A 19,526-nucleotide genomic window follows, 5' to 3' on the forward strand; every position below is an offset into this window, starting at 1 on the left:
GTGCCATTAACGTGAAAGAGCCCACATCCGAGACGAGCGCGCGCCTGACCGCTGAAGGTCATGGGGTGGAAGGGCGGGTGAATCAGGCGGCTGCGCGAATGAAGCCGAAGCGAGTCAGCGCCTTGATCCAGCGTGGAGCGTTGCGTTGAACGGAAAGCGCCTCATAGTCGGTGGCTGAATCCCGGTAGTGTTCGCCACGTTTGAGCATGAAGTAGATGGTGCGCAGAATCTTGTGTGCCAAGGCGACGATGGCGCGTTTGTGGCCGCGGCGAACGATGAGCGACTGGAACTTCGACTGCAAGGCCGATTTGGTGCGGCTGGCGGCATGAGCGAACTCGCAGAGCAGGCGTCGGACATAGAGGTTGCCCTTGCGAACGCGTCCGGATTTGCGCTTGCCCGCCGACTCATTGTTGCCCGGGCAGATGCCGACCCAGGACGTCAGCCGATCCGCGCAGCCGAATGCCTCCATATCGGTGCCAATTTCCACCAGCAGCATGGCTGCGCCGATCAGATCGACGCCGGGCAGGGTTTGCAGCAAGGCGAGCGCGTTTCGTTCGTCCTGCAGTCCATCCAGAAGTCGCGCATCGAAGCGCGCAATGCGCGCCTCGATCTCCTCGACATGGTGCATCAGTTCATCGAGCACGAAGCGATGGCTGTCGGTCAGTTCCCCCTGCAAGGCATCGAAGATTTCCTCGCGACTGGCCTTGAGTCGCCGACTGGCGAACTTCAGCACCTCGTTCGGCGAGTGCCCTTCGATGATGGCCTTGACCATGGCGCGTGCCGACTGACCATGCAGATCGCTCACCACCACGCCCAGGCGGATGCCGCCGTCGGTCAGCACCTTGTGCAGGCGGTTCTTCTCGGAGGCCAGCAGACCCACCAGTTTCTGCCGCTGCCGCGAAATCAGACGCAACTCACGCAGCCGTGCCGGCGGCACGAACGAACCGCGCAGCAATCCGGCACGCGAGAGCGTCGCCAACCATTGCGCATCGCCGACATCGGTCTTGCGTCCGGGAACATTCTTGACGTGCCGGGCATTGACCACTTGCCCACGGATGCCCACCGCTTCCAGTGCGGCATACGGGCTCTTCCAGTAGATGCCCGTGCTCTCCATCACCACCTGATCGGGAGCAAGCGATGCCGCCCAGTCGGCCAGTGCGCGCCGATCGCGTTTGAACGCACCGAATTGCCGCTGTTCGATACGCGTCGTGCCGTCGGCCTCTTCGAGGATCGCGCAGGCCGTAATTTGCGCCTGATGCACATCCAGTCCGATGACTCGTTTGTGTAGCGCTACCAGTTCCATGCCATCTCCCGTCGAATTACACTCAACAGTGGAAGGGGGCGGGTGCCAGAACTGAAAGTGCCTGAAGGCGACAAGTCGCCGACGGCCTGTTTAACGTGCGCTCTCTATGGAAGCAATCCGGGGTACGAGTCAGTTCGGCGGGTCACGTTAGCTTGCGGGGTCGAGCCGCCAAAAAATTGCGCGACCTCTTCCCGCCTCCTTCCACCCCGAATTCTCTTTCATCATCAGGGGTGGCGGCCATCGCAATCACCGTTAGCACTGCGTCATGCGCTCGGCGGTATGGCCGGAAGCCGTAGCTGTGTTCGGAGAACGTTGGATCAATCTTCGGCTGCAGGACCTGTAGCAGGGCTTGTTGAATCAGCCGATCCGTCACCGTCGGTATCCCCAACTCACGCACCCCGCCACCGGGCTTCGGGATCTGGACGCGCCGCACGGCTTGAGGCCGGTAACTGCCGTCCAGTAACGCTTCCCGAAGCCGGGGCCAGTGCGTCTTCAGGTACGCCGCCGTCTCGGCAATCGACAACCCATCCACCCCGGCACTGCCGCGATTGGCTTTGACGCGTTTCCACGCCAGCACCATGTTCTCTCTCGCGAGCGCCTGCGCGAGCAGGTCGTCTCGCCCTGAGCCTTCGGTTTCATGCCGCGCCGGACGTGCTTCATCACGCATCGCTTCGGGTCTGGCTTCACCTCGCCCTCCCGCGTTGCGCCCCGGTTGCCCGGGCTTCTGATGCACTGCACTTCCGAGCGACATGGCCTTCGGCCCTCCTACTCGTTCGGCCCTTCGCCCCGTACCGGCAGCTAATACGGCCTCTGCTGACTTCTCGCTCCGGCTTGTCACCGTCGGCCTTTCAGCCACAAGGCGAGATCTCCCCAGGTAAGAACGCACTCCTTCGCTGCACAACCGCCGGATCTACGCCACTTCGCCTTGATCACGAGAGCTTCGCGGTTTTCGGCCCGCTCGCCCTGCTCGGCAGCGCCTTTTATCCGATTCTTGTCCATCGGCTCGCAGCTTCGATCCACGCTTCCTTCCCACACTCGGTCGCCCTCATGCAGTTGCGCTTCACTTCGTTCGCTGTGATCAACTTACGGCGGGACTTGCACCCGCAAGAGTGCGCCCATGCTGGGCGCACCGGAAAAAGAAGGCCCGCCGAGAAGCGGCGGGCCTTCTGTCTGTTACTTACTACAACGGTCTCGGCTTACTGCGAAGGCGGCCCGGTCTCTCGGGCCGATCCGTTCAGGTAATTTTGCAGTGCTTCACGAAACAGGTTCTCCGGTCCCTTCGAAGCCACCCAGACGAGGCCGGCACCCGCGAGGGTGATAAACGAAGCGGCGAAGCCTGCTGCCAGGTTATGACCTACTCCGGTCCAGAATGGCGTCTTGACTGCCTTTACGATGGCGTCGTCGCGGATCTCGTTCCGCGCCTCCTCGATCTGTTCTGCGAGCGCAAAATCCAGAAAGTTGTCGAGAAGGTCTAGTGCCTGCTCGCGATACCCATCAAGCTGGGACTGCATATTGCTGAAACGGGAGAACCCAGCTTCAACTTCGTCGTCATTTGGGATCCGGAAATGGTCCTGTTCGAACCTCTTCAGCCACTCGACCTTTTGGCGCTTGTAGACGGTGTAGGCCACCATCCCGACGAAGTCCCCATCATCCTGTACAAGCTTGTCGAATATATGGTTGTAGCCGTTGGCCATCTACATCACGCCGCAGCTAGGCACTTCTTGGCTGCCGCATAGGCCTTATTGATCTCCGTACTACTAAGCTTCGTCTTAGCAGAGGGTACGGCCGCACGTGTGACACCCGAGGCAACAAGGCCACCGCTCGATGAGCTACGGACCATCGCCTCGTTGGCCTTTACAACCGTCTCGCGGGTGATCAAATTGCGCTTCATGATGGCGCTCCCGAGGTTCCTCTTGTGTAGACAAAAGCCGCTACGTCGGGCGGCTCATAGTTCGAGTGCGAGTATGCGCAAGAGTTTCACCCCCTGCAATCGCTGTTGCAACTGACAGGCTGACGCCCATACCGCGCGCTCCCGCAACGGCTGTTTCGGCCGTAATGCTAGCCCGGTGCTAGCCCACCGGAAAACAACAAGGGCTTGCATCGCTGCAAGCCCTTGATTTTATTGGTGCTGCTGACCGGAATCGAACTGGTGACCTACTGATTACGAATCAGTTGCTCTACCGACTGAGCTACAGCAGCAAGGCGGCGAAATATACATCAGGTCGGCGCAGGGTTCAACTGTTGCGTTGCATGAAATGGCTGTCCTCGTCCGCGGTAAAACGCGTTGCAGGCAGAGCGGCTGCCTCTCCGTCGACGGCCCCTCTCAGGCCTGTCGCCAGTAGTCCGGGCGGCCGTAGTGATTTTTCAGGTGATCGATGAAGAGCCGGACGCGCAGCGCGAGATGCTTGCGCTGCGGAAAGACGGCGTAGATGCCCGTGGTCGGCGCGGCGAACGTGTCCAGCACAGACACCAGACGCCCGGCGCACAGGTCGGCGTCGACCTCCCACAGCGAGCGCCATGCGAGCCCGTGACCGGCAAGTGCCCACTCGTGCAGCACCGCGCCGTCGTTGCATTCAAACCGGCCGCCGACCTTGAGCGTGATCGTCTCCCCGTCCTCGTCGCGGAACAGCCAGCCTCGCTGCTGGCCGAGCGACAGGCACTTGTGGCCGGAGAGATCCTGCGGCACCGCCGGCGTGCCGAAGCGTGCAAGATAGGCCGGGCTCGCGACGACGACGCGGCGGTTCTCGGCGAGCCGGATCGACACCAGGCTCGAATCGGGAAGCTCGCCGATGCGGATCGCGCAGTCGATGCCTTCGTTGACGAGGTCGACGACGCGGTCGCTGAGATCCAGCATGCATGACACGTCCGGGTTCATTTCGAGGAAATCGCGCATCAGCGGTGCGACGTGGATGCGGCCGAAGCCGGCCGGCGCCGACACCCGGATGTGCCCGCTGGCCTTGACTCCGCCGAGGCTGACCGACGCTTCGGCATTTGCCAGATCGTGCAGGATGCGCTGGCAATCCTCGAGGAACGCGGCGCCTTCGAACGTCAGCGCGATGCTGCGGGTCGTGCGCGTCAGCAGCTTGACCCCCAGGCGCTGTTCCAGCGCGTCCAGACGCCGTCCGATGATGGCCGGGGTGACGCCCTCCGCCCGCGCCGCGGCCGAAAGGCTGCCGCGGCTGGCAATATTGACGAAACTCTCGACCTGTTTGAACGTGTCCATTTTGTACTGAAAGTAACAGATAAATTGACTGATGCACATCTTCTATCGCGCACATGATACCAATACACTCCTCTTCGACCTGGGGGTGGAGGAGACGCTGCCCCGACAATCGGGACGGCTGCGAGCGGCAGGGTTGCCGGTCGCCAAGGCGCACGAACCGGAATTCCAACGACGATGAAACATCCTGACCAGATCCGCGCAATCGCTTTCGACGCCTACGGCACCCTCTTCGACGTCTACTCCGTGGGCGCACTCGCCGAGCAGCTGTTTCCCGGCCACGGTGAAGCGCTGACCGCGATGTGGCGGCTGAAGCAGATCGAATACTCGTTCCTGCGCACCCTGTCGGACCGCTACAAACCGTTCCTCGAAGTGACGGACGACGCGCTGCGGTTTTCGGCCAGCCGACTCGGCCTCGGCATGAACGACGCGCAGCATCGCCAGTTGATGAACCAGTATGCGTGCCTGTCGCCCTTCCCCGAAAACCTCGGCGCGCTGAAGACTTTGCGCGAGCTCGGCGTGCCGCTGGCCGTGCTGTCGAACGGCACGCCGCGGATGCTCGATGTCGCGATCAAGAGCGCCGGCATGAACGGGCTGTTCGATCACGTGCTGTCGGTGGACACGGTGCGCCAGTACAAGACGGCCGACGCCGCATATCAGCTCGGGCCCGACGCTTTCGGCTGCGCAGCGCGCGACATCCTGTTCGTCTCGTCGAACGGCTGGGACGCGGCCGGCGCGACCTGGTTCGGCTATACGACCTTCTGGATCAACCGCTCGGGCCAGCCTCTCGAAGCACTCGACGTGACGCCGTCGGCGATCGGCCAGCGGCTCACCGATGTGGTCGACTTCGTCCGCCCGCGCCTTGTCGGCGCGCCCCGCGCATGACCCTCCGCCCATGACCCCAACCGAACTCCTCGTCATCGGCGTCGCCGCGGCGATGGCCGGGGCGATGAACGCGGTCGCCGGCGGCGGGACGTTCTTCTCGTTCCCGGCGCTGCTCGCGATCGGCGTGCCGCCGGTGATCGCGAACGCCAGCAACGCGGTCGCACTGTGGCCGGCGAGCGTGTCGAGCGCCTACGCGTATCGCGGCGAACTGGCGCGCTTCGGCAAGGGCCTGCCGGCGCTCACGGCCGTCGCGTTCGTTGGCGGCATCGCCGGCGGCCTGCTGCTGCTGTCGACGCGCGACGACACGTTCTCGATGCTGATTCCGTGGCTGCTGCTGATCGCGACGGTGATGTTCGCCGGCAGCGGGCGGATTTCGGGCCTCCTCGCGCGGCTGCGCGGGCCGGCCGCAACCGGCCCCTCGCACGCAACGCCGAGCGGCCTGCTGTTCCAGTTCGCGGTGTCAATCTACGGCGGGTTCTTCGGCGCCGGCATGGGCATCGTGATGATTGCGGCGCTGGCGATCCAGGGCCACCGCGACATCCACGACATCAATGCGCTGAAGAACTGGCTGTCGGCAGTGATCTACAGCGTCGCCGTCGTGACCTTCGTCATCGCCGGCGCGGTGAGCTGGCCGCACACGCTCGTCATGCTGACGACCGCCGCGCTGGGCGGTTACTGGGGCGCGGTCGGCGCCCGCAAGGTTCCCGCCGCGTGGTTGCGGCGCTTCATCATCACGGTAGGCACTTCGCTGACCGTCTACTATTTCTACACGACGTACCTGCAATAAAGGCGAGACATCATGACCGAACGAATCCAATGTAATCAGCTCCAGGTGGACGCGGCGCTGCAGCGCTTCATCGAAACCGAAGCCCTGCCCGGCACCGGCCTCGACGCGGCGGCGTTCTGGAAAGGCTTCAGCGAACTGGCCAACGAGCTCGCGGTCAAGAACCGCGCGCTGCTCGCCGAACGCGACCGCCTGCAGGCCGAGATCGACACCTGGCACCGCGCGCATCCGGGTCCGATCCAGGACATGCCGGCGTACCGCGCCTTCCTCGAGTCGATCGGCTACCTGCAGCCGGTGCCGGCGCCGTTCAAGGTCAGCACCGCGAACGTCGACGTCGAGATCGGTGAACAGGCCGGCCCGCAGCTCGTCGTGCCGATCATGAACGCGCGCTATGCGCTCAATGCCGCGAACGCGCGCTGGGGCAGCCTGTACGACGCGCTGTACGGCACCGATGCGATTCCTTCGGACGGCGGCGCCGAGATCGGCGCGAGCTTCAACCCGGTGCGCGGCGCGCGCGTGATCGCTTTTGCGCGCGACGTGCTGAACCAGGCCGCACCGCTCGCGCAGGGCGGACACGACCAGGCCGCCTCCTACGCCGTCGCCGGCGGCAAGCTCGTCGTCACGCTCACCGACGGCGCCCAGACCGGCCTCGCCGATGCCGCGAAATTCGCCGGCTTCCTGGGTCAGGCCGACGCGCCGTCAGCCGTGCTGCTGAAGAACCACGGCCTGCACCTCGAAATCCAGATCGACCGCAACCACCCGATCGGCAAGACCGATGCGGCCGGCATCAAGGACGTCGTCGTCGAAGCCGCGGTGTCGACGATCATGGACTGCGAGGACTCGGTCGCCGCGGTCGACGCCGAGGACAAGGTCGTCGCCTACCGCAACTGGCTCGGTCTGATGAACGGCACGCTGGTCGAAACGTTCGACAAGGGCGGCAAGCTGGTCGAACGGCACATGAACGCCGACCGCGAATACACCGCGCCCGACTGTTCGGCGCTGCGCCTGCACGGCCGCTCGCTGCTGTTCATCCGCAACGTCGGCCACCTGATGACCAACCCGGCGATCCTGCTCGCCGACGGCGCCGAGATTCCCGAAGGCATCATGGACGGCGTCGTGACGACGCTGATCGCGCTGCACGACCGCACCCGCCGCGGCAATTCGCGCACCGGCAGCGTCTATATCGTCAAGCCGAAGATGCACGGTCCGGCCGAAGTCGCGTTCGCCAGCGAACTGTTCGGCCGCGTCGAGCAGCTCCTCGGGCTGCCGGCGAGCACGATCAAGATCGGCATCATGGACGAGGAGCGCCGCACTTCGGTGAACCTCGCCGCCTGCATCAAGACCGCCGAGTCGCGCGTCGCATTCATCAACACCGGCTTCCTCGACCGCACCGGCGACGAGATGCACACCGCGATGGAAGCGGGCCCGATGATCCGCAAGGGCGACATGAAGACTTCCGCCTGGATCCAGGCGTACGAGCGGCAAAACGTGCTGATCGGCCTCGACTGCGGCTTGCGCGGCAAGGCCCAGATCGGCAAGGGCATGTGGGCGATGCCGGACCTGATGGCGGAGATGCTCAAGCAGAAGATCGGCCATCCGAAGGCCGGCGCGACCACCGCGTGGGTGCCGTCGCCGACCGCCGCGGTGCTGCACGCGCTGCACTACCACCAGGTCGACGTCAAGGCGGTGCAGCAGGAGATGGAAAAGATCAGCCTCGACGCCGAGCGCGAGACGCTGATGAACAACCTGCTGACCGTGCCGGTCGCCGCGAACCCGAACTGGAGCGCCGCCGAGATCCAGCAGGAGCTCGACAACAACGCCCAGGGCATCCTCGGCTACGTCGTGCGCTGGATCGACCAGGGCGTCGGCTGCTCGAAAGTGCCGGACATCAACAACATCGGCCTGATGGAAGACCGCGCGACGCTGCGCATCTCGAGCCAGCACATCGCGAACTGGCTGCGCCACGGTGTCACCAACGAAGCCCAGGTGCTCGAGACGATGAAGCGCATGGCGGCGGTCGTCGACCAGCAGAATGCGGGCGATCCGCTGTACCGCCCGATGGCCCCGGATTTCGACCAGTCGGTCGCGTTCCAGGCGGCGAAGGACCTCGTGTTCAAGGGCTGCGCTCAGCCGAGCGGCTACACCGAACCGCTGCTGCACCGCTGGCGCCAGGTCGCGAAAGCGCGCGGCTGACGCTGAGGTGCGCTGGCCCGGAGTGCCCGCCGTCCACGGATGGCTATCGCTCGACCGGCGCGGCGGCTGGCGGCTCAAAGGAGAGCCGGTCACGCATGCCGGGCTGAACGGCTTTCTGAACGCGAATTACCGCTCGGACGGGGACGGCAACTGGTTCGTCCAGAACGGGCCGCAACGGGTCTTCGTGACGCTGGATTACACGCCTCTGGTGCTGCGGCTCGACGTCGACGGCAGCCTCACGGCGCACACTGGCGCGGCGACGGGCCCGGTCATTGCCGCGTACCTCGACGAGGACGGCAACGTGCTGCTGCATACGTCGCAGGGTGTCGGGCTGCTCGACGACCGGGATCTTTCCGCGTTCGTCGGGCAGTGCCGGGCCGACGACGGCGGGCCGGCGAGCGACGCTGCCTTCGTCGAAGTCATGGGCGGCGGCTCGGGAGTGGTGTGGTACGGCTTGCCGCTGCAGCCGATCAGGCATGCGGAGGTCGCCGCGCGTTTCGCGTTCCAGCCCCATCCGGAGCCATGAACGCACGGTTTTTCCCGGTCTCCCTCCGGCGCGCAACGCGGGAGCACATCGATGGTGACGGCGACATTTCGATTCTATGAGGAGCTGAACGACTTCCTCGCCCCGGCACGACGCCGGCGCGAGTTCGACGCGCCGTGCGCGCGCGCTGCGACCGTCAAGCACATGGTCGAGGCGCTCGGCGTGCCGCACACCGAAGTCGAGTTGGTGCTCGTCAACGGCGAATCGGTCGATTTCGGGCGCCTGTTGCGTGATGGCGACCGCGTCGCGGTGTATCCGAAGTTCGAATCGCTCGACATCACGCCGTTGCTGCGCGTGCGGCGCCACCCGCTGCGGGTGATGCGCTTCGTCGCCGACGCGCATCTCGGCGGACTCGCCCATCTGCTGCGGATGACCGGCTTCGACACGCTCTACGACAACCACTTCGACGACGGCGAAATCGAGATCATCGCCGCGCGCGACGCCCGCATCGTGCTGACGCGCGACCGCGAACTGCTCAAGCGCCGCACGCTGACGCACGGCTGCTATGTGCGGGCGCTCAAGCCGGCGCAGCAGGTGCACGAGATCTTCGACCGGCTCGACCTCGCCGGCAGCGCGAAGCCTTTCACGCTGTGCCTCGACTGCAACGCTCCGCTGCGGCCGATCGACAAGACGCAGGTCGAAGACCGCCTGCCGCCGGGAGTGCGCGCGAGCCACACGCGCTTCAGCACCTGCGACGTGTGCCGCCGCGTTTTCTGGGAAGGATCGCACTGGCGCCGGATGCGAGCCATCGTCGATGAACTTCTCGCCCGCTACCCGCCGCTCCAGCCGGAAGCCTCCGCTGCGCCAGACCCGGGTGCGGGCTCATCATGAACCTCGCCCCGCTCCCCGACGCCCTATTGCACCATCGGCAACCTGAACTCCTCGGCATGCAGCGCGACCTCCGGCGGGAACGGCTGCGAGCGGCGCGTCACCGGATTCAGGCACACGACGGTGCAGTCCGACGTCGAGCAGACTTCACCGGTTTCGGTATTGACGATTTCATGGCGGAAGCGCACCACCTTTTCCCGCATTTCGAGCACCCCGCTCCGCACGAATACCGTGTCACCCGGATACAGTTCCTTCTGGTAGCTGATGTTCTGCTGCACCATCGCCAGATTCACCGCGCCGCTGCGCAACAGCGACGCGGACAGCCCGAGCATCGCGTAGAACTGCCAGCTCGCCGCATCGTGGAACTCCATGTAGGCGCGGATGTTGATATGTCCCATGTGATCCCGTTGCCATTCATGCACCGTGCCGCGCGCCGTTTCGACCATCGTCATTGCCGTCTCCTTCTGCTGTCGCCGTTGTCATCGAGCCGCAACGATAGGGCGTTCGGGCGGGTGTCGGCAATACCGGGCAATCGCAGCGCTGCCGCGGTGCGACCCGTCGCGCGGTGCCGCTAGAATGTCGCGATCATCCCGCTCGGCCCGCCCCGGAGAGACTTCATGATCGGCGCCCTCACGCTACTCCTCGTGTTCCAGCTCGTCGGCGAAGTGCTGGTGCGCGCGCTCGATCTGCCGATCCCCGGTCCGGTCGTCGGCATGGGCCTGCTGTTCGTCACGCTGATCGTGCGCCGCGGACCCGGCGAACAATTGCGCGGTACTGCGAACGGCGTCCTGCAGCACCTGTCACTGCTGTTCGTGCCGGCAGGCACTGGCGTCATGCTGCATTTCCAGCGACTTGCCGACGAGTGGCTGCCGCTGAGCGTCGCGCTGGTGTTCAGCACCCTGCTGTCGATCGCAGTCGCCGCGCTGCTGCTGCAAAGGTTGACGCACCGCACACACGGCCGCGGAGAATCCCGATGACGCCGGTGCTCGGCGAGATCTGGGTCTATCTGTCGGCGACGCCGCTGCTCGGCCTGACGCTGACGCTGCTCGCGTATCAGGCAGCGCTGTGGCTGTACCGCCGCGCGAACCATCATCCCCTGCTGAACCCGGTGATGCTCGCGGTGATCATGCTGGTGCTGGTGCTGAGCGTGACGGACACCTCGTACGAGACCTATTTCGACGGCGCGCAGTTCGTGCATTTCCTGCTCGGCCCGGCCACCGTCGCGCTGGCGATCCCGCTGTATGCGCAGTGGGGGCGCTTGCGCAGCATGCTGGTGCCGTTGCTCGCGACGCTCGTCGCCGGGTCGCTGACCGCGGCGCTGTCGGCGGTCGGCATCGCGGCGCTGCTCGGAGCGAGCCGCGAGTCGATGATGTCGCTTGCGCCGAAGAGCGTCACGACGCCGATCGCGATGGGAGTCGCCGAGCGTCTCGGTGGCCTGCCCTCGCTCACCGCGGTACTGGTCATCTGCACCGGCATCCTCGGCGCGATCTGCGCGCGCTATGTCTACCGGATGCTGCGCATCGACGACCACGCGGTGCGCGGCTTCGCGATCGGCATCGCGTCGCATGGCATCGGCACGGCGCGCGCGTTCCAGGTCAGCGAACAGGCGGGCGCCTTCGCCGCGCTCGGCATGGGCCTCAACGGACTGCTGACCGCCGCCTCGTTGCCGTGGGTCCTGCCGTGGCTCGAGCGACTGACGGGCTGATGTGCCGCCGGTTGGCTTTCCCCTTTTCGTCTTTCCCCCTTCGTTTTCCCCTTCAACCCGATCCGCCCCTGACCACCGGAACCCCCACCTTGGGCACTGCCCTGTACCGCTGGTTCGACCGCAACATCCTGGAGCTCGGCCGCGAGATGCGGCTGTCGTACCTGCCGCCGCTGATGGTGTATGTCGCGGCCGGCGTGTCGGGCCTGACCGGAATCGTCGGCACCTTCTTCGTCAAGGACTACCTCGGCCTGTCGGCGGCTTTTCTCGCCGCGCTCGGCTTCTGGGCCGGCATTCCGTGGGCGCTGAAGATGCCGATCGGCCATCTCGTCGACCTGATGTGGCGGCACAAGGCCGGCCTCGTCTATCTCGGCGCGACCCTGATCGCGGCGAGCCTCGCGATCATGATCGGGCTGATCTCCCGGCCCGACCAGATGCGCACTGTGATGAGCGCCGAAGCCTGGTTCGTGCTGTCGGCGCTGCTCGCGCCGCTCGGCTACGTGATGCAGGACGCGGTCGCCGACGCGATGACGGTCGAGGCGGTGCCCCGGCTCGACGCCGACGGCGCCCCCTACCCGGCCGAGACGGTCAGGCTGATGCACACGACGATGCAGATGCTCGGACGCGTCGCGATCATCGGCGGCACGGTGCTGGTGTCGCTCGCGAACGTCGCGATGTTCCAGGGCGCCGAAACCCTGCCCGAGTCCGCGAAGGTCGAGATCTACGTGCGCATCTACGAGCTCGCGCTGGTGATCCCGCTGCTGTCGATCAGCGGCGTGCTGCTCGCCGGCATGCTCAAGCGGCGCGAGGCGCGGCGGCTGGCAAAGCTCGGCCACAGCCGTGCGGAAGTCGATCGCCTGGTGCACGATCCACAGGAAAAAACGGCGCCGAACTGGTGGATCCTGGGTGGCAGCGCGGTGTTCGTCGCCCTCACCCTCGGCGTCGGGTTGTCCGGCATGGCGTACGGCCAGGAGCTGATCTTCGCGTCGTCGTTCGCGATCATCGCCGTGATGATCGCGAAGCTGCTGCGCGAACTCGCCCCGGAGGCAGCGCGCACGCTGCTCGGCACCGTCATCGTGATCTTCGTCTTTCGCGCGATGCCGACGCCGGGGGCCGGCGCGAGCTGGTGGATGATCGATGTACTCGGCTTCGACCAGAGCTTCCTGTCGCGGCTCGACCTGATCACGAGCACGCTGACGCTCGCCGGCCTGTTCCTGTTCCGCCGCTTCATGGCGGAAAAGTCGATCGCGCAGATCGTCATCGTGCTGACGCTTGCCGCGACGCTGCTGTCCGGCCCGATCGTCGGCATGTTCTACGGCCTGCACGAATGGACCGCACGGCTCACGGGCGGGCTCATCGACGCGCGCTTCATCGCGATCGCGAACACCGCGCTCGAGTCGCCGCTCGGACAGGTGTCGATGGTGCCGATGCTCGCGTGGATCGCGAATTCCGCGCCTCCTCACCTGAAGGCGACGTTCTTCGCGGTGATGGCGTCGTTCACGAACCTCGCGTTGTCGGCGGCGCAGCTCGGCACGAAATACCTGAACGAGATCTTCACGGTCAGCCGCGAAGTGCGCGATCCGGCCAGTGGCGCCGTGACCATCCCGGCCGATTATTCCGAACTCGGCGTGCTGCTGATCACCGTCACACTGCTGGGATTGTCGCTGCCGCTGCTGGCGATCGCGGTGACCCGGCTGCTCGGCCTGCGCAGCGCCTGAACCGGCCTGTCGCGCCGCCGGGCGTTGCACGCGCGGCGCGACAGGCGGAAACTCTAGCCAAACGACAACGGGAGGACAGCGCCATGACACCCACCTCGGTACACGACATCCGCAACGTCGCCCTGCTCGGCCATTCCGGCGGCGGCAAGACCACTCTGCTCGAAGCCCTGCTCGTCGCATCGGGGACGATCGGCGCGGCCGGCAGCATCGAGCGCGGCGACACCGTCAGCGACTTCGATGCGCAGGAAAAGGCGATGGGCCATTCCCTTGCGATGTCGATCGCGCACTTCGAATGGGCCGGGCACTGGGTCAATATGCTCGACACTCCGGGCCTGCCGGATCTCGCCGGCCGGGCGCTGTCGGCGCTGCCCGCGGTCGAGACGGCGGCAGTCGTCGTCAGCGCACAGGCAGGCATCGAAAGCGGCACGCGCCGGATGATGGACGCCGCGGCCGACAAGTGCCGCCTGGTGGTCGTATCGAAGATCGACGCTGCGAGCACTGCCGACCTCGCTGGGCTGATGGAGAAACTGACGGCGACCTTTGGTCGCGAATGCCTGCCCGTCAACCTGCCGGCCGCCGACGGCGCACGCGTCATCGACTGCTTTTTCACGCCCGACCACGATGCCGAAACCGCGTTCTCGTCGGTCGGCGCGGCGCACGAGGCGATCATCGACCAGGTCGTCGAACTCGACGAGGCGCTGATGGCAAGTTACCTGGAGCAGGGCGAGTCGCTCGACCCCGAGCAGCTTCACGCGCCGTTCGAACAGGCACTGCGCGAAGGCCACCTGATCCCGGTGTGCTTCGTTTCTTCGCGCTCCGGCGCCGGGGTGAACGAGCTGCTCGACATTCTCGGCCGCCTGATGCCGGACCCGACGGAGGGCAATCCGCCGCGCTTCCTCAAAGGAGAAGGCAACCAGGCGCAGCCGGTCGAGGTCACGCCGGACCCCGCCCGCCACGTCATCGCGCATGTGTTCCAGGTCGCGAACGATCCGTACCGCGGCAAGCTCGGGCTGTTCCGCATCCACCAGGGCACGCTCGGCCCGAACACCCAGCTCTATATCGGCGACAGCCGCAAGAGCTTCAAGGTCGCGCACCTGCTGCGCCTGCAAGGCAAGAACCAGGTCGAAACCCCGGTCGGCGTGCCGGGCGACATCTGCGCCGTCGCGCGCGTCGACGACATCCACCCGGACGCCGTGCTGCACGACTCCCACGACGAAGACACCTACCACCTCGCCGCGCCGCGCTATCCGCAACCGGTGTTCGGTCTCGCCCTGATCACGAGGAAACACGGTGACGAACAGAAACTGGCCGAAGCGCTGGCGCGGCTCGTCGACGAGGATCCGTGCCTCGAGGTCGGGTTCGATCATCAGGCGCGCCACACGGTGATCCGGGGTCTCGGAGAGCTGCATCTCAAGATCGTGCTGGAGCAGTTGCGCACGCGCTGGAACCTGCAGCTCGACACCGCGACACCGACAGTGCCGTACCGCGAAACCATCGCCGCCACCGCCGAGGCGCGCTACCGCCACAAGAAGCAGAGCGGCGGCGCCGGACAATTCGGCGAGGTCGCGCTGCGCGTCGAGGCTCTCCCGCGCGGTTCCGGCATCGAGCTCGGCAGCGAGGTCAAAGGAGGCGCGATTCCGACGAACTTCCTGCCGGCCGTCGAGAAAGGCGTGCGGCAGGCGCTCGCCGAAGGAGCGTTGTCCGGCTTCCCGGTGCAGGACGTGCGCGTCGTGCTGACCGACGGCAAGCATCATGCGGTCGATTCGAACGAAATCTCGTTCGTCACCGCCGGGCGTCACGCGACGCTCGACGCCCTGCTTGCCGCGCGGCCGATCGTGCTTGAACCGCTGGTGACGGTCACGGTGAAAGTCGAGGACAGTCATTTTGGCGACATCACCGCCGAGTTCGCCGCGCGCCGGGGCCGGCTCACGGCCACCGAGAGCCCGGCGAGCGGGTGGACAGTGCTCACCGCGACCGTGCCGATGGCCGAGATGGAAGGCTTCGAGGCGCGGCTGAAAGCGATCTGCGCCGGCGAGAGCGAATTCGTGCTCGCCGCGAGCGGCCACGAGCCCGCCCCGCAGGAGGTGCAACAGCGCCTCGCGAAGCTCCATGCCGAGCGGAGTTCGGCCCAATAGCGCAAGACGCCTCCCGTATCAGGAGAACCGCGCGCAAGCGCCGGGGGCGCTGCTCGCCTGCCGCTTGCGCTCCCTGTTGGGCTCACCCGGACCCTCGGCTGGAACAATGAAACTGACCGAACAACAGCGGGCCTACTGGCGCCGCACCCTGCTGCTCACGATAGCGCTGCTGTCCGTCTGGTTCCTCGTCACGTTCGGAGCCGGTTACTTCGCCGACGAACTCAACCGCTACTCCTTCCTGGGCTTCCCTCTCGGCTTCTACATCTTTGCCCAGGGATCGCTGCTGACCTACCTGGTCATCATCGGCATCTACGTTCATGCCATGAATCGTCTCGACCGCTGCCACGGGGTCAGCGAACGCCGGTAGGGGGAACGTCGAGCGACGGCACGAACGTCCGCCGTAAACGGGAAAAACCCCCTTTCGGGGGCTTGTGCGTTTCAACGAACCCGAATTACATGCGCGCGATCATCGCGTCGCCGAACGCCGAGCAGGACACTTCCTGGGCGCCTTCCATCAGGCGCGCGAAGTCGTAGGTCACGACCTTGTCGCCGATGGCGGCTTCCATGCCCTTGATGACGAGATCGGCAGCTTCTGTCCACTTCATGAAACGCAACATCATCTCGGCGGACAGGATCAGCGAACCGGGGTTGACCTTGTCCAGGCCGGCGTACTTCGGCGCCGTGCCGTGGGTCGCTTCGAAGCAGGCGTACTGGTCGGAAATGTTCGCCCCCGGCGCGATGCCGATGCCGCCGACCTGCGCGGCCAGCGCGTCGGAGATGTAGTCGCCGTTCAGGTTGGTCGTCGCGATGACGTCGTACTCGGCCGGACGCAGCAGGATCTGCTGCAGGAAGGCGTCGGCGATCGAGTCCTTGACGACGATCTCGCGCCCGGTGTTCGGGTTCTTGAACTTGCACCACGGGCCGCCATCGATCGGCTGCGCGCCGAATTCCTTCTGCGCCAGCTCGTAGGCCACGTCGCGGAACAGGCCTTCGGTGAACTTCATGATGTTGCCCTTGTGCACGATGGTCAGCGACTTGCGGTCGTTGTCGATCACGTACTTGAGCGCGGCGCGCACCAGGCGCTGCGTGCCTTCGACCGAAACCGGCTTGATGCCGATGCCCGACGTCTCCGGGAAGCGGATCTTCTTGACGCCCATTTCGTTCTGCAGGAACGCGATGACCTTCTTGACCTGCTCCGAGCCTTCCTGCCACTCGATGCCGGCATAGATGTCCTCCGTGTTCTCGCGGAAGATCACCATGTTGGTCAGTTCCGGGTTCTTCAGCGGCGAAGGTACGCCCTTGAAGTACTGGATCGGACGCACGCACTGATAAAGGTCGAGTTCCTGGCGCAGCGCGACGTTCAGCGAGCGAATGCCCCCGCCGACCGGAGTCGTCATCGGGCCCTTGATCGACACCGAGTATTCCTTGAGCGCGTCGAAGGTTTCCTTCGGCAGCCACTCATCCGGGCCGTAGACCTGAGTCGATTTCTCACCGGCATAGACTTCCATCCAGTGGATTTTTCTCTTGCCGCCATAGGCTTTGTCGACTGCCGCGTCGATGACCTTGATCATCACCGGGGTGATGTCTACGCCGATGCCGTCACCTTCGATGAACGGGATGACCGGATTGTCGGGGATGGGCTGGCCGGGAATGATTTTCTGGCCGCCGGCGGGAACTGTGATGTGAGATGTGCTCATGCCTACTCCCTCTATGTGGACGCGTTTCGATTGACTCAGCTTTGCACTGAAAACCTTCGACTGGCAGCTTGGGGGATCACCTCGCAGGGCGCCCCCGGGGACGACGTATGCGGATGATGCTCCTCCCCCCCTCCGGATATCAACTGTGGCGCAAAACCCCGGCACCTTCTTCCGGCGCCAGGATTTCCGCCTGCGCGCGCCCCTTCCGCGACGCGCGCTTCGCCACCCTCAGGCCGAGGCTTCCGCCAGGATCGCATTGAACGTGGCGCTCGGGCGCATCACCGCGCGGGTCTTCGCCGGATCAGGCAGGTAGTAGCCGCCGATATCGGCCGGACGCCCCTGCGCTGCGCGCAGTTCCTCGACGATCCTCTGCTCGTTCTCGGCCAGCGCCTTCGCCACCGGTGCGAAACGGGCCTTCAGCTGCGCATCGTCGTCCTGCGCCGCCAGCGCCTGCGCCCAGTACAGGGCGAGGTAGAAGTGGCTGCCGCGGTTGTCCAGCTCACCCGTCTTGCGCGACGGCGACTTGTCGTTGTCGAGCAGTTTTCCGGTCGCCTCGTCGAGGGTCCGGGCAAGCAACTTGGCTTTGTCGTTGCCGGTCTTGATGCCCATGTCCTCGAGCGACACCGCCAGCGCGAGGAATTCTCCGAGCGAATCCCAGCGCAGGTGATTTTCCTCGACCAACTGCTGCACGTGCTTCGGCGCCGAGCCGCCCGCACCGGTTTCGTACATGCCGCCACCGGCCATCAGCGGCACGATCGACAGCATCTTCGCGCTGGTGCCCAGTTCCATGATCGGGAAGAGATCGGTCAGGTAGTCGCGCAGGATGTTGCCGGTCACCGAGATGGTGTCGAGGCCGCGGATGACGCGTTCGAGCGTGTAACGCATCGCGCGCACCTGCGACATGATCTGGATGTCGAGCCCGGTGGTGTCGTGATCCTTCAGATAGGTCTCGACCTTCTTGATCAGCTCCGCCTCGTGCGGGCGATAAGGGTCGAGCCAGAACAGCGCCGGCATGCCGGAGTTGCGGGCACGGTTGACGGCCAGCTTGACCCAGTCGCGGATCGCAGCGTCCTTGACCTGGCACATGCGCCAGATGTCGCCTTCCTCGACATTCTGCGTCAGCAGCACTTCGCCGGTGGCGATATCGACGATGCGCGCCTCGCCGGCCTCCGGAATCTCGAAAGTCTTGTCGTGCGAACCGTATTCCTCGGCCTGCTGCGCCATCAGGCCGACGTTCGGGACGGTCCCCATCGTCGTCGGATCAAAGTTGCCGTTGGTCTTGCAGAAGTTGATCATCTCCTGGTAGATCCGGGCGAAGGTGCTCTCCGGCATCACCGCCTTGGTGTCCTTCGGCTTGCCGTCGGCGCCCCACATCTTGCCGCCGATGCGGATCATCGCCGGCATCGAGGCGTCGACGATCACGTCGTTCGGGGCGTGCAGGTTGGTGATGCCCTTGGCCGAGTCGACCATCGCCAGTTCGGGGCGATGCTCATGGCAGGCGTGCAGGTCGCGAACGATCTCGTCGCGCTTCGATTCCGGCAGCGTCGCGATCTTCTCGTAGAGGTTCGACATGCCGTTGTTGACGTTGACGCCCAGTTCGTCGAAGAGCTTGCCGTGCTTCTCGAAGGCTTCCTTGTAGAAGATCTTGACCGCGTGGCCGAACACGATCGGGTGCGAGACCTTCATCATCGTCGCCTTGACGTGCAGCGAGAACATCACGCCGGTCTTGCGCGCGTCTTCCATCTGCTCTTCGTAGAACGCACACAGCGCCTTCTTGCTCATGAACATCGAGTCGATGATCTCGCCGTCGAGCAGCGCGACCTTCGGCTTGAGCACGATGGTCTCACCACGCCGGGTGACGAGATCCATCCTTACGTCGCGCGCGCGATCCAGCGTCATCGACTTCTCGCCATGGTAGAAGTCGCCGCTCTTCATGTGTGCCACATGGGTGCGCGACGCCATGCTCCACTCGCCCATCGAGTGCGGATGCTTGCGCGCATAGCGCTTGACCGCCGGCGGGGCGCGGCGGTCCGAGTTGCCTTCGCGCAGCACCGGGTTGACCGCGCTGCCGAGTGCCTTGCCGTAGCGCTGCTTGATGATCTTTTCTTCGTCGCTCTTCGGCGCTTCCGGGTAATTCGGAATCGCATAACCCTTCTGCTGCAGCTCGGCGATCGCGGTAGTGAGCTGCTGCACCGCGGCGCTGATGTTGGGAAGCTTGATGATGTTGGTGTCCGGATCCTGCGTGAGCCGGCCGAGTTCGGCCAGGTTGTCGGGCACCTTCTGCGCGTCGGTCAGGTAGTCCGAGAATTCGGCGAGGATACGAGCCGCCACCGAGATGTCGCTCTTCGCGATATTGATGCCGGCCGGCGCGGCAAACGTCTCGATGATCGGCAGCAGCGAGTAGGTCGCCAGCAGCGGCGCCTCATCGGTGAGCGTGTAGATGATGGTCGGACTCTTCGTTGTCATGCATTTCTCCCTCGTTATTTTGCCTGCGCAAAGCCTGACGGACGCAAAAAC

At 65.1% G+C, this 19,526-nt stretch carries 17 protein-coding genes and 1 tRNA gene; 10 read left to right on the top strand and 8 right to left on the bottom strand.

Annotated elements, in window-relative coordinates; genetic code table 11:
- Nucleotides 1–82 precede the first annotated feature (82 nt).
- The 5 genes from GO606_RS05570 to GO606_RS05590 form a co-directional block, all read right to left on the bottom strand.
- Nucleotides 83–1,303, bottom strand: a complete 1,221-nt coding sequence (locus tag GO606_RS05570) for an IS110 family RNA-guided transposase (protein WP_246979205.1) — start codon at nucleotides 1,301–1,303, stop codon at nucleotides 83–85.
- Between the two features lie 142 nt (nucleotides 1,304–1,445).
- Nucleotides 1,446–2,054, bottom strand: a complete 609-nt coding sequence (locus tag GO606_RS05575; protein ID WP_169200636.1) for a reverse transcriptase domain-containing protein — start codon at nucleotides 2,052–2,054, stop codon at nucleotides 1,446–1,448.
- 445 nt (nucleotides 2,055–2,499) lie between these two features.
- Nucleotides 2,500–2,997, bottom strand: coding sequence for a hypothetical protein (locus tag GO606_RS05580; RefSeq protein WP_169117828.1), 498 nt, complete (start codon nucleotides 2,995–2,997; stop codon nucleotides 2,500–2,502).
- A 429-nt stretch (nucleotides 2,998–3,426) separates the two neighbouring features.
- Nucleotides 3,427–3,502 (bottom strand) — tRNA-Thr (locus GO606_RS05585).
- A gap of 124 nt (nucleotides 3,503–3,626) precedes the next feature.
- Complete coding sequence (locus GO606_RS05590) at nucleotides 3,627–4,526, bottom strand: LysR family transcriptional regulator (RefSeq protein WP_169117827.1); 900 nt, start codon at nucleotides 4,524–4,526, stop codon at nucleotides 3,627–3,629.
- A 174-nt stretch (nucleotides 4,527–4,700) separates the two neighbouring features.
- On the opposite strand from GO606_RS05590, the gene GO606_RS05595 reads away from it, so the two are divergent.
- The 5 genes from GO606_RS05595 to GO606_RS05615 are packed head-to-tail and all read left to right on the top strand — an operon-like array spanning nucleotide 4,701 to nucleotide 9,760.
- Nucleotides 4,701–5,408 carry a haloacid dehalogenase type II gene (locus GO606_RS05595; RefSeq protein ID WP_169117826.1) on the top strand — a complete coding sequence of 236 codons (708 nt, stop codon included), beginning with the start codon at nucleotides 4,701–4,703 and terminating at the stop codon, nucleotides 5,406–5,408.
- A gap of 10 nt (nucleotides 5,409–5,418) precedes the next feature.
- Entirely contained in the window at nucleotides 5,419–6,195 is a 777-nt protein-coding gene (locus GO606_RS05600; RefSeq protein ID WP_169117825.1) for a sulfite exporter TauE/SafE family protein, read from the top strand.
- 12 nt (nucleotides 6,196–6,207) lie between these two features.
- A complete protein-coding gene (locus tag GO606_RS05605; RefSeq protein ID WP_169117824.1) occupies nucleotides 6,208–8,385 on the top strand; it encodes a malate synthase G in 2,178 nt (725 codons plus the stop codon).
- Nucleotides 8,386–8,392: 7 nt separating this feature from the next.
- Nucleotides 8,393–8,911, top strand: coding sequence for a DUF2946 family protein (locus GO606_RS05610; RefSeq protein ID WP_169117823.1), 519 nt, complete (start codon nucleotides 8,393–8,395; stop codon nucleotides 8,909–8,911).
- Between the two features lie 51 nt (nucleotides 8,912–8,962).
- Nucleotides 8,963–9,760: a Mut7-C RNAse domain-containing protein gene (locus tag GO606_RS05615; RefSeq protein WP_169117822.1), complete on the top strand. Its 798-nt coding sequence runs from the start codon at nucleotides 8,963–8,965 to the stop codon at nucleotides 9,758–9,760.
- Between the two features lie 23 nt (nucleotides 9,761–9,783).
- Here the strand turns inward: GO606_RS05615 and GO606_RS05620 are convergent, their stop codons facing one another.
- Nucleotides 9,784–10,209, bottom strand: a complete 426-nt coding sequence (locus tag GO606_RS05620) for an acyl-CoA thioesterase (protein ID WP_011236286.1) — start codon at nucleotides 10,207–10,209, stop codon at nucleotides 9,784–9,786.
- Nucleotides 10,210–10,374: 165 nt separating this feature from the next.
- Between GO606_RS05620 and GO606_RS05625 the strand changes: the two genes are divergently transcribed.
- The 5 genes from GO606_RS05625 (at nucleotide 10,375) to GO606_RS05645 (ending at nucleotide 15,679) form a co-directional block, all read left to right on the top strand.
- Entirely contained in the window at nucleotides 10,375–10,734 is a 360-nt protein-coding gene (locus GO606_RS05625; protein WP_169117821.1) for a CidA/LrgA family protein, read from the top strand.
- Nucleotides 10,731–11,462 carry an LrgB family protein gene (locus tag GO606_RS05630; RefSeq protein WP_169117820.1) on the top strand — a complete coding sequence of 244 codons (732 nt, stop codon included), beginning with the start codon at nucleotides 10,731–10,733 and terminating at the stop codon, nucleotides 11,460–11,462. The genes GO606_RS05625 and GO606_RS05630 overlap by 4 nt, the downstream gene beginning before the upstream one ends.
- A gap of 89 nt (nucleotides 11,463–11,551) precedes the next feature.
- Nucleotides 11,552–13,177, top strand: a complete 1,626-nt coding sequence (locus GO606_RS05635; protein ID WP_169117819.1) for an MFS transporter — start codon at nucleotides 11,552–11,554, stop codon at nucleotides 13,175–13,177.
- A gap of 83 nt (nucleotides 13,178–13,260) precedes the next feature.
- Entirely contained in the window at nucleotides 13,261–15,312 is a 2,052-nt protein-coding gene (gene fusA, locus GO606_RS05640; RefSeq protein ID WP_169117818.1) for an elongation factor G, read from the top strand.
- A 106-nt stretch (nucleotides 15,313–15,418) separates the two neighbouring features.
- Entirely contained in the window at nucleotides 15,419–15,679 is a 261-nt protein-coding gene (locus GO606_RS05645) for a DUF4212 domain-containing protein (protein ID WP_169117817.1), read from the top strand.
- An 85-nt stretch (nucleotides 15,680–15,764) separates the two neighbouring features.
- Here the strand turns inward: GO606_RS05645 and icd are convergent, their stop codons facing one another.
- Both icd and GO606_RS05655 read right to left on the bottom strand, forming a co-directional pair.
- Complete coding sequence (gene icd / locus GO606_RS05650; RefSeq protein WP_169117816.1) at nucleotides 15,765–17,009, bottom strand: NADP-dependent isocitrate dehydrogenase; 1,245 nt, start codon at nucleotides 17,007–17,009, stop codon at nucleotides 15,765–15,767.
- A gap of 228 nt (nucleotides 17,010–17,237) precedes the next feature.
- The gene (locus GO606_RS05655; protein WP_169117815.1) at nucleotides 17,238–19,475 is read right to left on the bottom strand and encodes an NADP-dependent isocitrate dehydrogenase; all 2,238 of its coding nucleotides are present in this window, start codon (nucleotides 19,473–19,475) and stop codon (nucleotides 17,238–17,240) included.
- Nucleotides 19,476–19,526: the final 51 nt, after the last annotated feature.

The sequence above is a fragment of the Aromatoleum anaerobium genome (assembly GCF_012910705.2).
In the GTDB taxonomy this organism is placed as follows: Bacteria; Pseudomonadota; Gammaproteobacteria; order Burkholderiales; family Rhodocyclaceae; genus Aromatoleum; species Aromatoleum anaerobium.

Coding starts and splice junctions, on each gene's coding strand:
- icd (WP_169117816.1), bottom strand. CDS start 17,009: ATGAGCACATCTCACATCACAGTTCCCGCCGGCGGCCAGAAAATCATT.
- fusA (WP_169117818.1), top strand. CDS start 13,261: ATGACACCCACCTCGGTACACGACATCCGCAACGTCGCCCTGCTCGGC.
- GO606_RS05620 (WP_011236286.1), bottom strand. CDS start 10,209: ATGACGATGGTCGAAACGGCGCGCGGCACGGTGCATGAATGGCAACGG.
- GO606_RS05580 (WP_169117828.1), bottom strand. CDS start 2,997: ATGGCCAACGGCTACAACCATATATTCGACAAGCTTGTACAGGATGAT.
- GO606_RS05630 (WP_169117820.1), top strand. CDS start 10,731: ATGACGCCGGTGCTCGGCGAGATCTGGGTCTATCTGTCGGCGACGCCG.
- GO606_RS05655 (WP_169117815.1), bottom strand. CDS start 19,475: ATGACAACGAAGAGTCCGACCATCATCTACACGCTCACCGATGAGGCG.
- GO606_RS05600 (WP_169117825.1), top strand. CDS start 5,419: ATGACCCCAACCGAACTCCTCGTCATCGGCGTCGCCGCGGCGATGGCC.
- GO606_RS05590 (WP_169117827.1), bottom strand. CDS start 4,526: ATGGACACGTTCAAACAGGTCGAGAGTTTCGTCAATATTGCCAGCCGC.
- GO606_RS05615 (WP_169117822.1), top strand. CDS start 8,963: ATGGTGACGGCGACATTTCGATTCTATGAGGAGCTGAACGACTTCCTC.
- GO606_RS05645 (WP_169117817.1), top strand. CDS start 15,419: ATGAAACTGACCGAACAACAGCGGGCCTACTGGCGCCGCACCCTGCTG.
- GO606_RS05605 (WP_169117824.1), top strand. CDS start 6,208: ATGACCGAACGAATCCAATGTAATCAGCTCCAGGTGGACGCGGCGCTG.
- GO606_RS05595 (WP_169117826.1), top strand. CDS start 4,701: ATGAAACATCCTGACCAGATCCGCGCAATCGCTTTCGACGCCTACGGC.
- GO606_RS05570 (WP_246979205.1), bottom strand. CDS start 1,303: ATGGAACTGGTAGCGCTACACAAACGAGTCATCGGACTGGATGTGCAT.
- GO606_RS05625 (WP_169117821.1), top strand. CDS start 10,375: ATGATCGGCGCCCTCACGCTACTCCTCGTGTTCCAGCTCGTCGGCGAA.
- GO606_RS05575 (WP_169200636.1), bottom strand. CDS start 2,054: ATGTCGCTCGGAAGTGCAGTGCATCAGAAGCCCGGGCAACCGGGGCGC.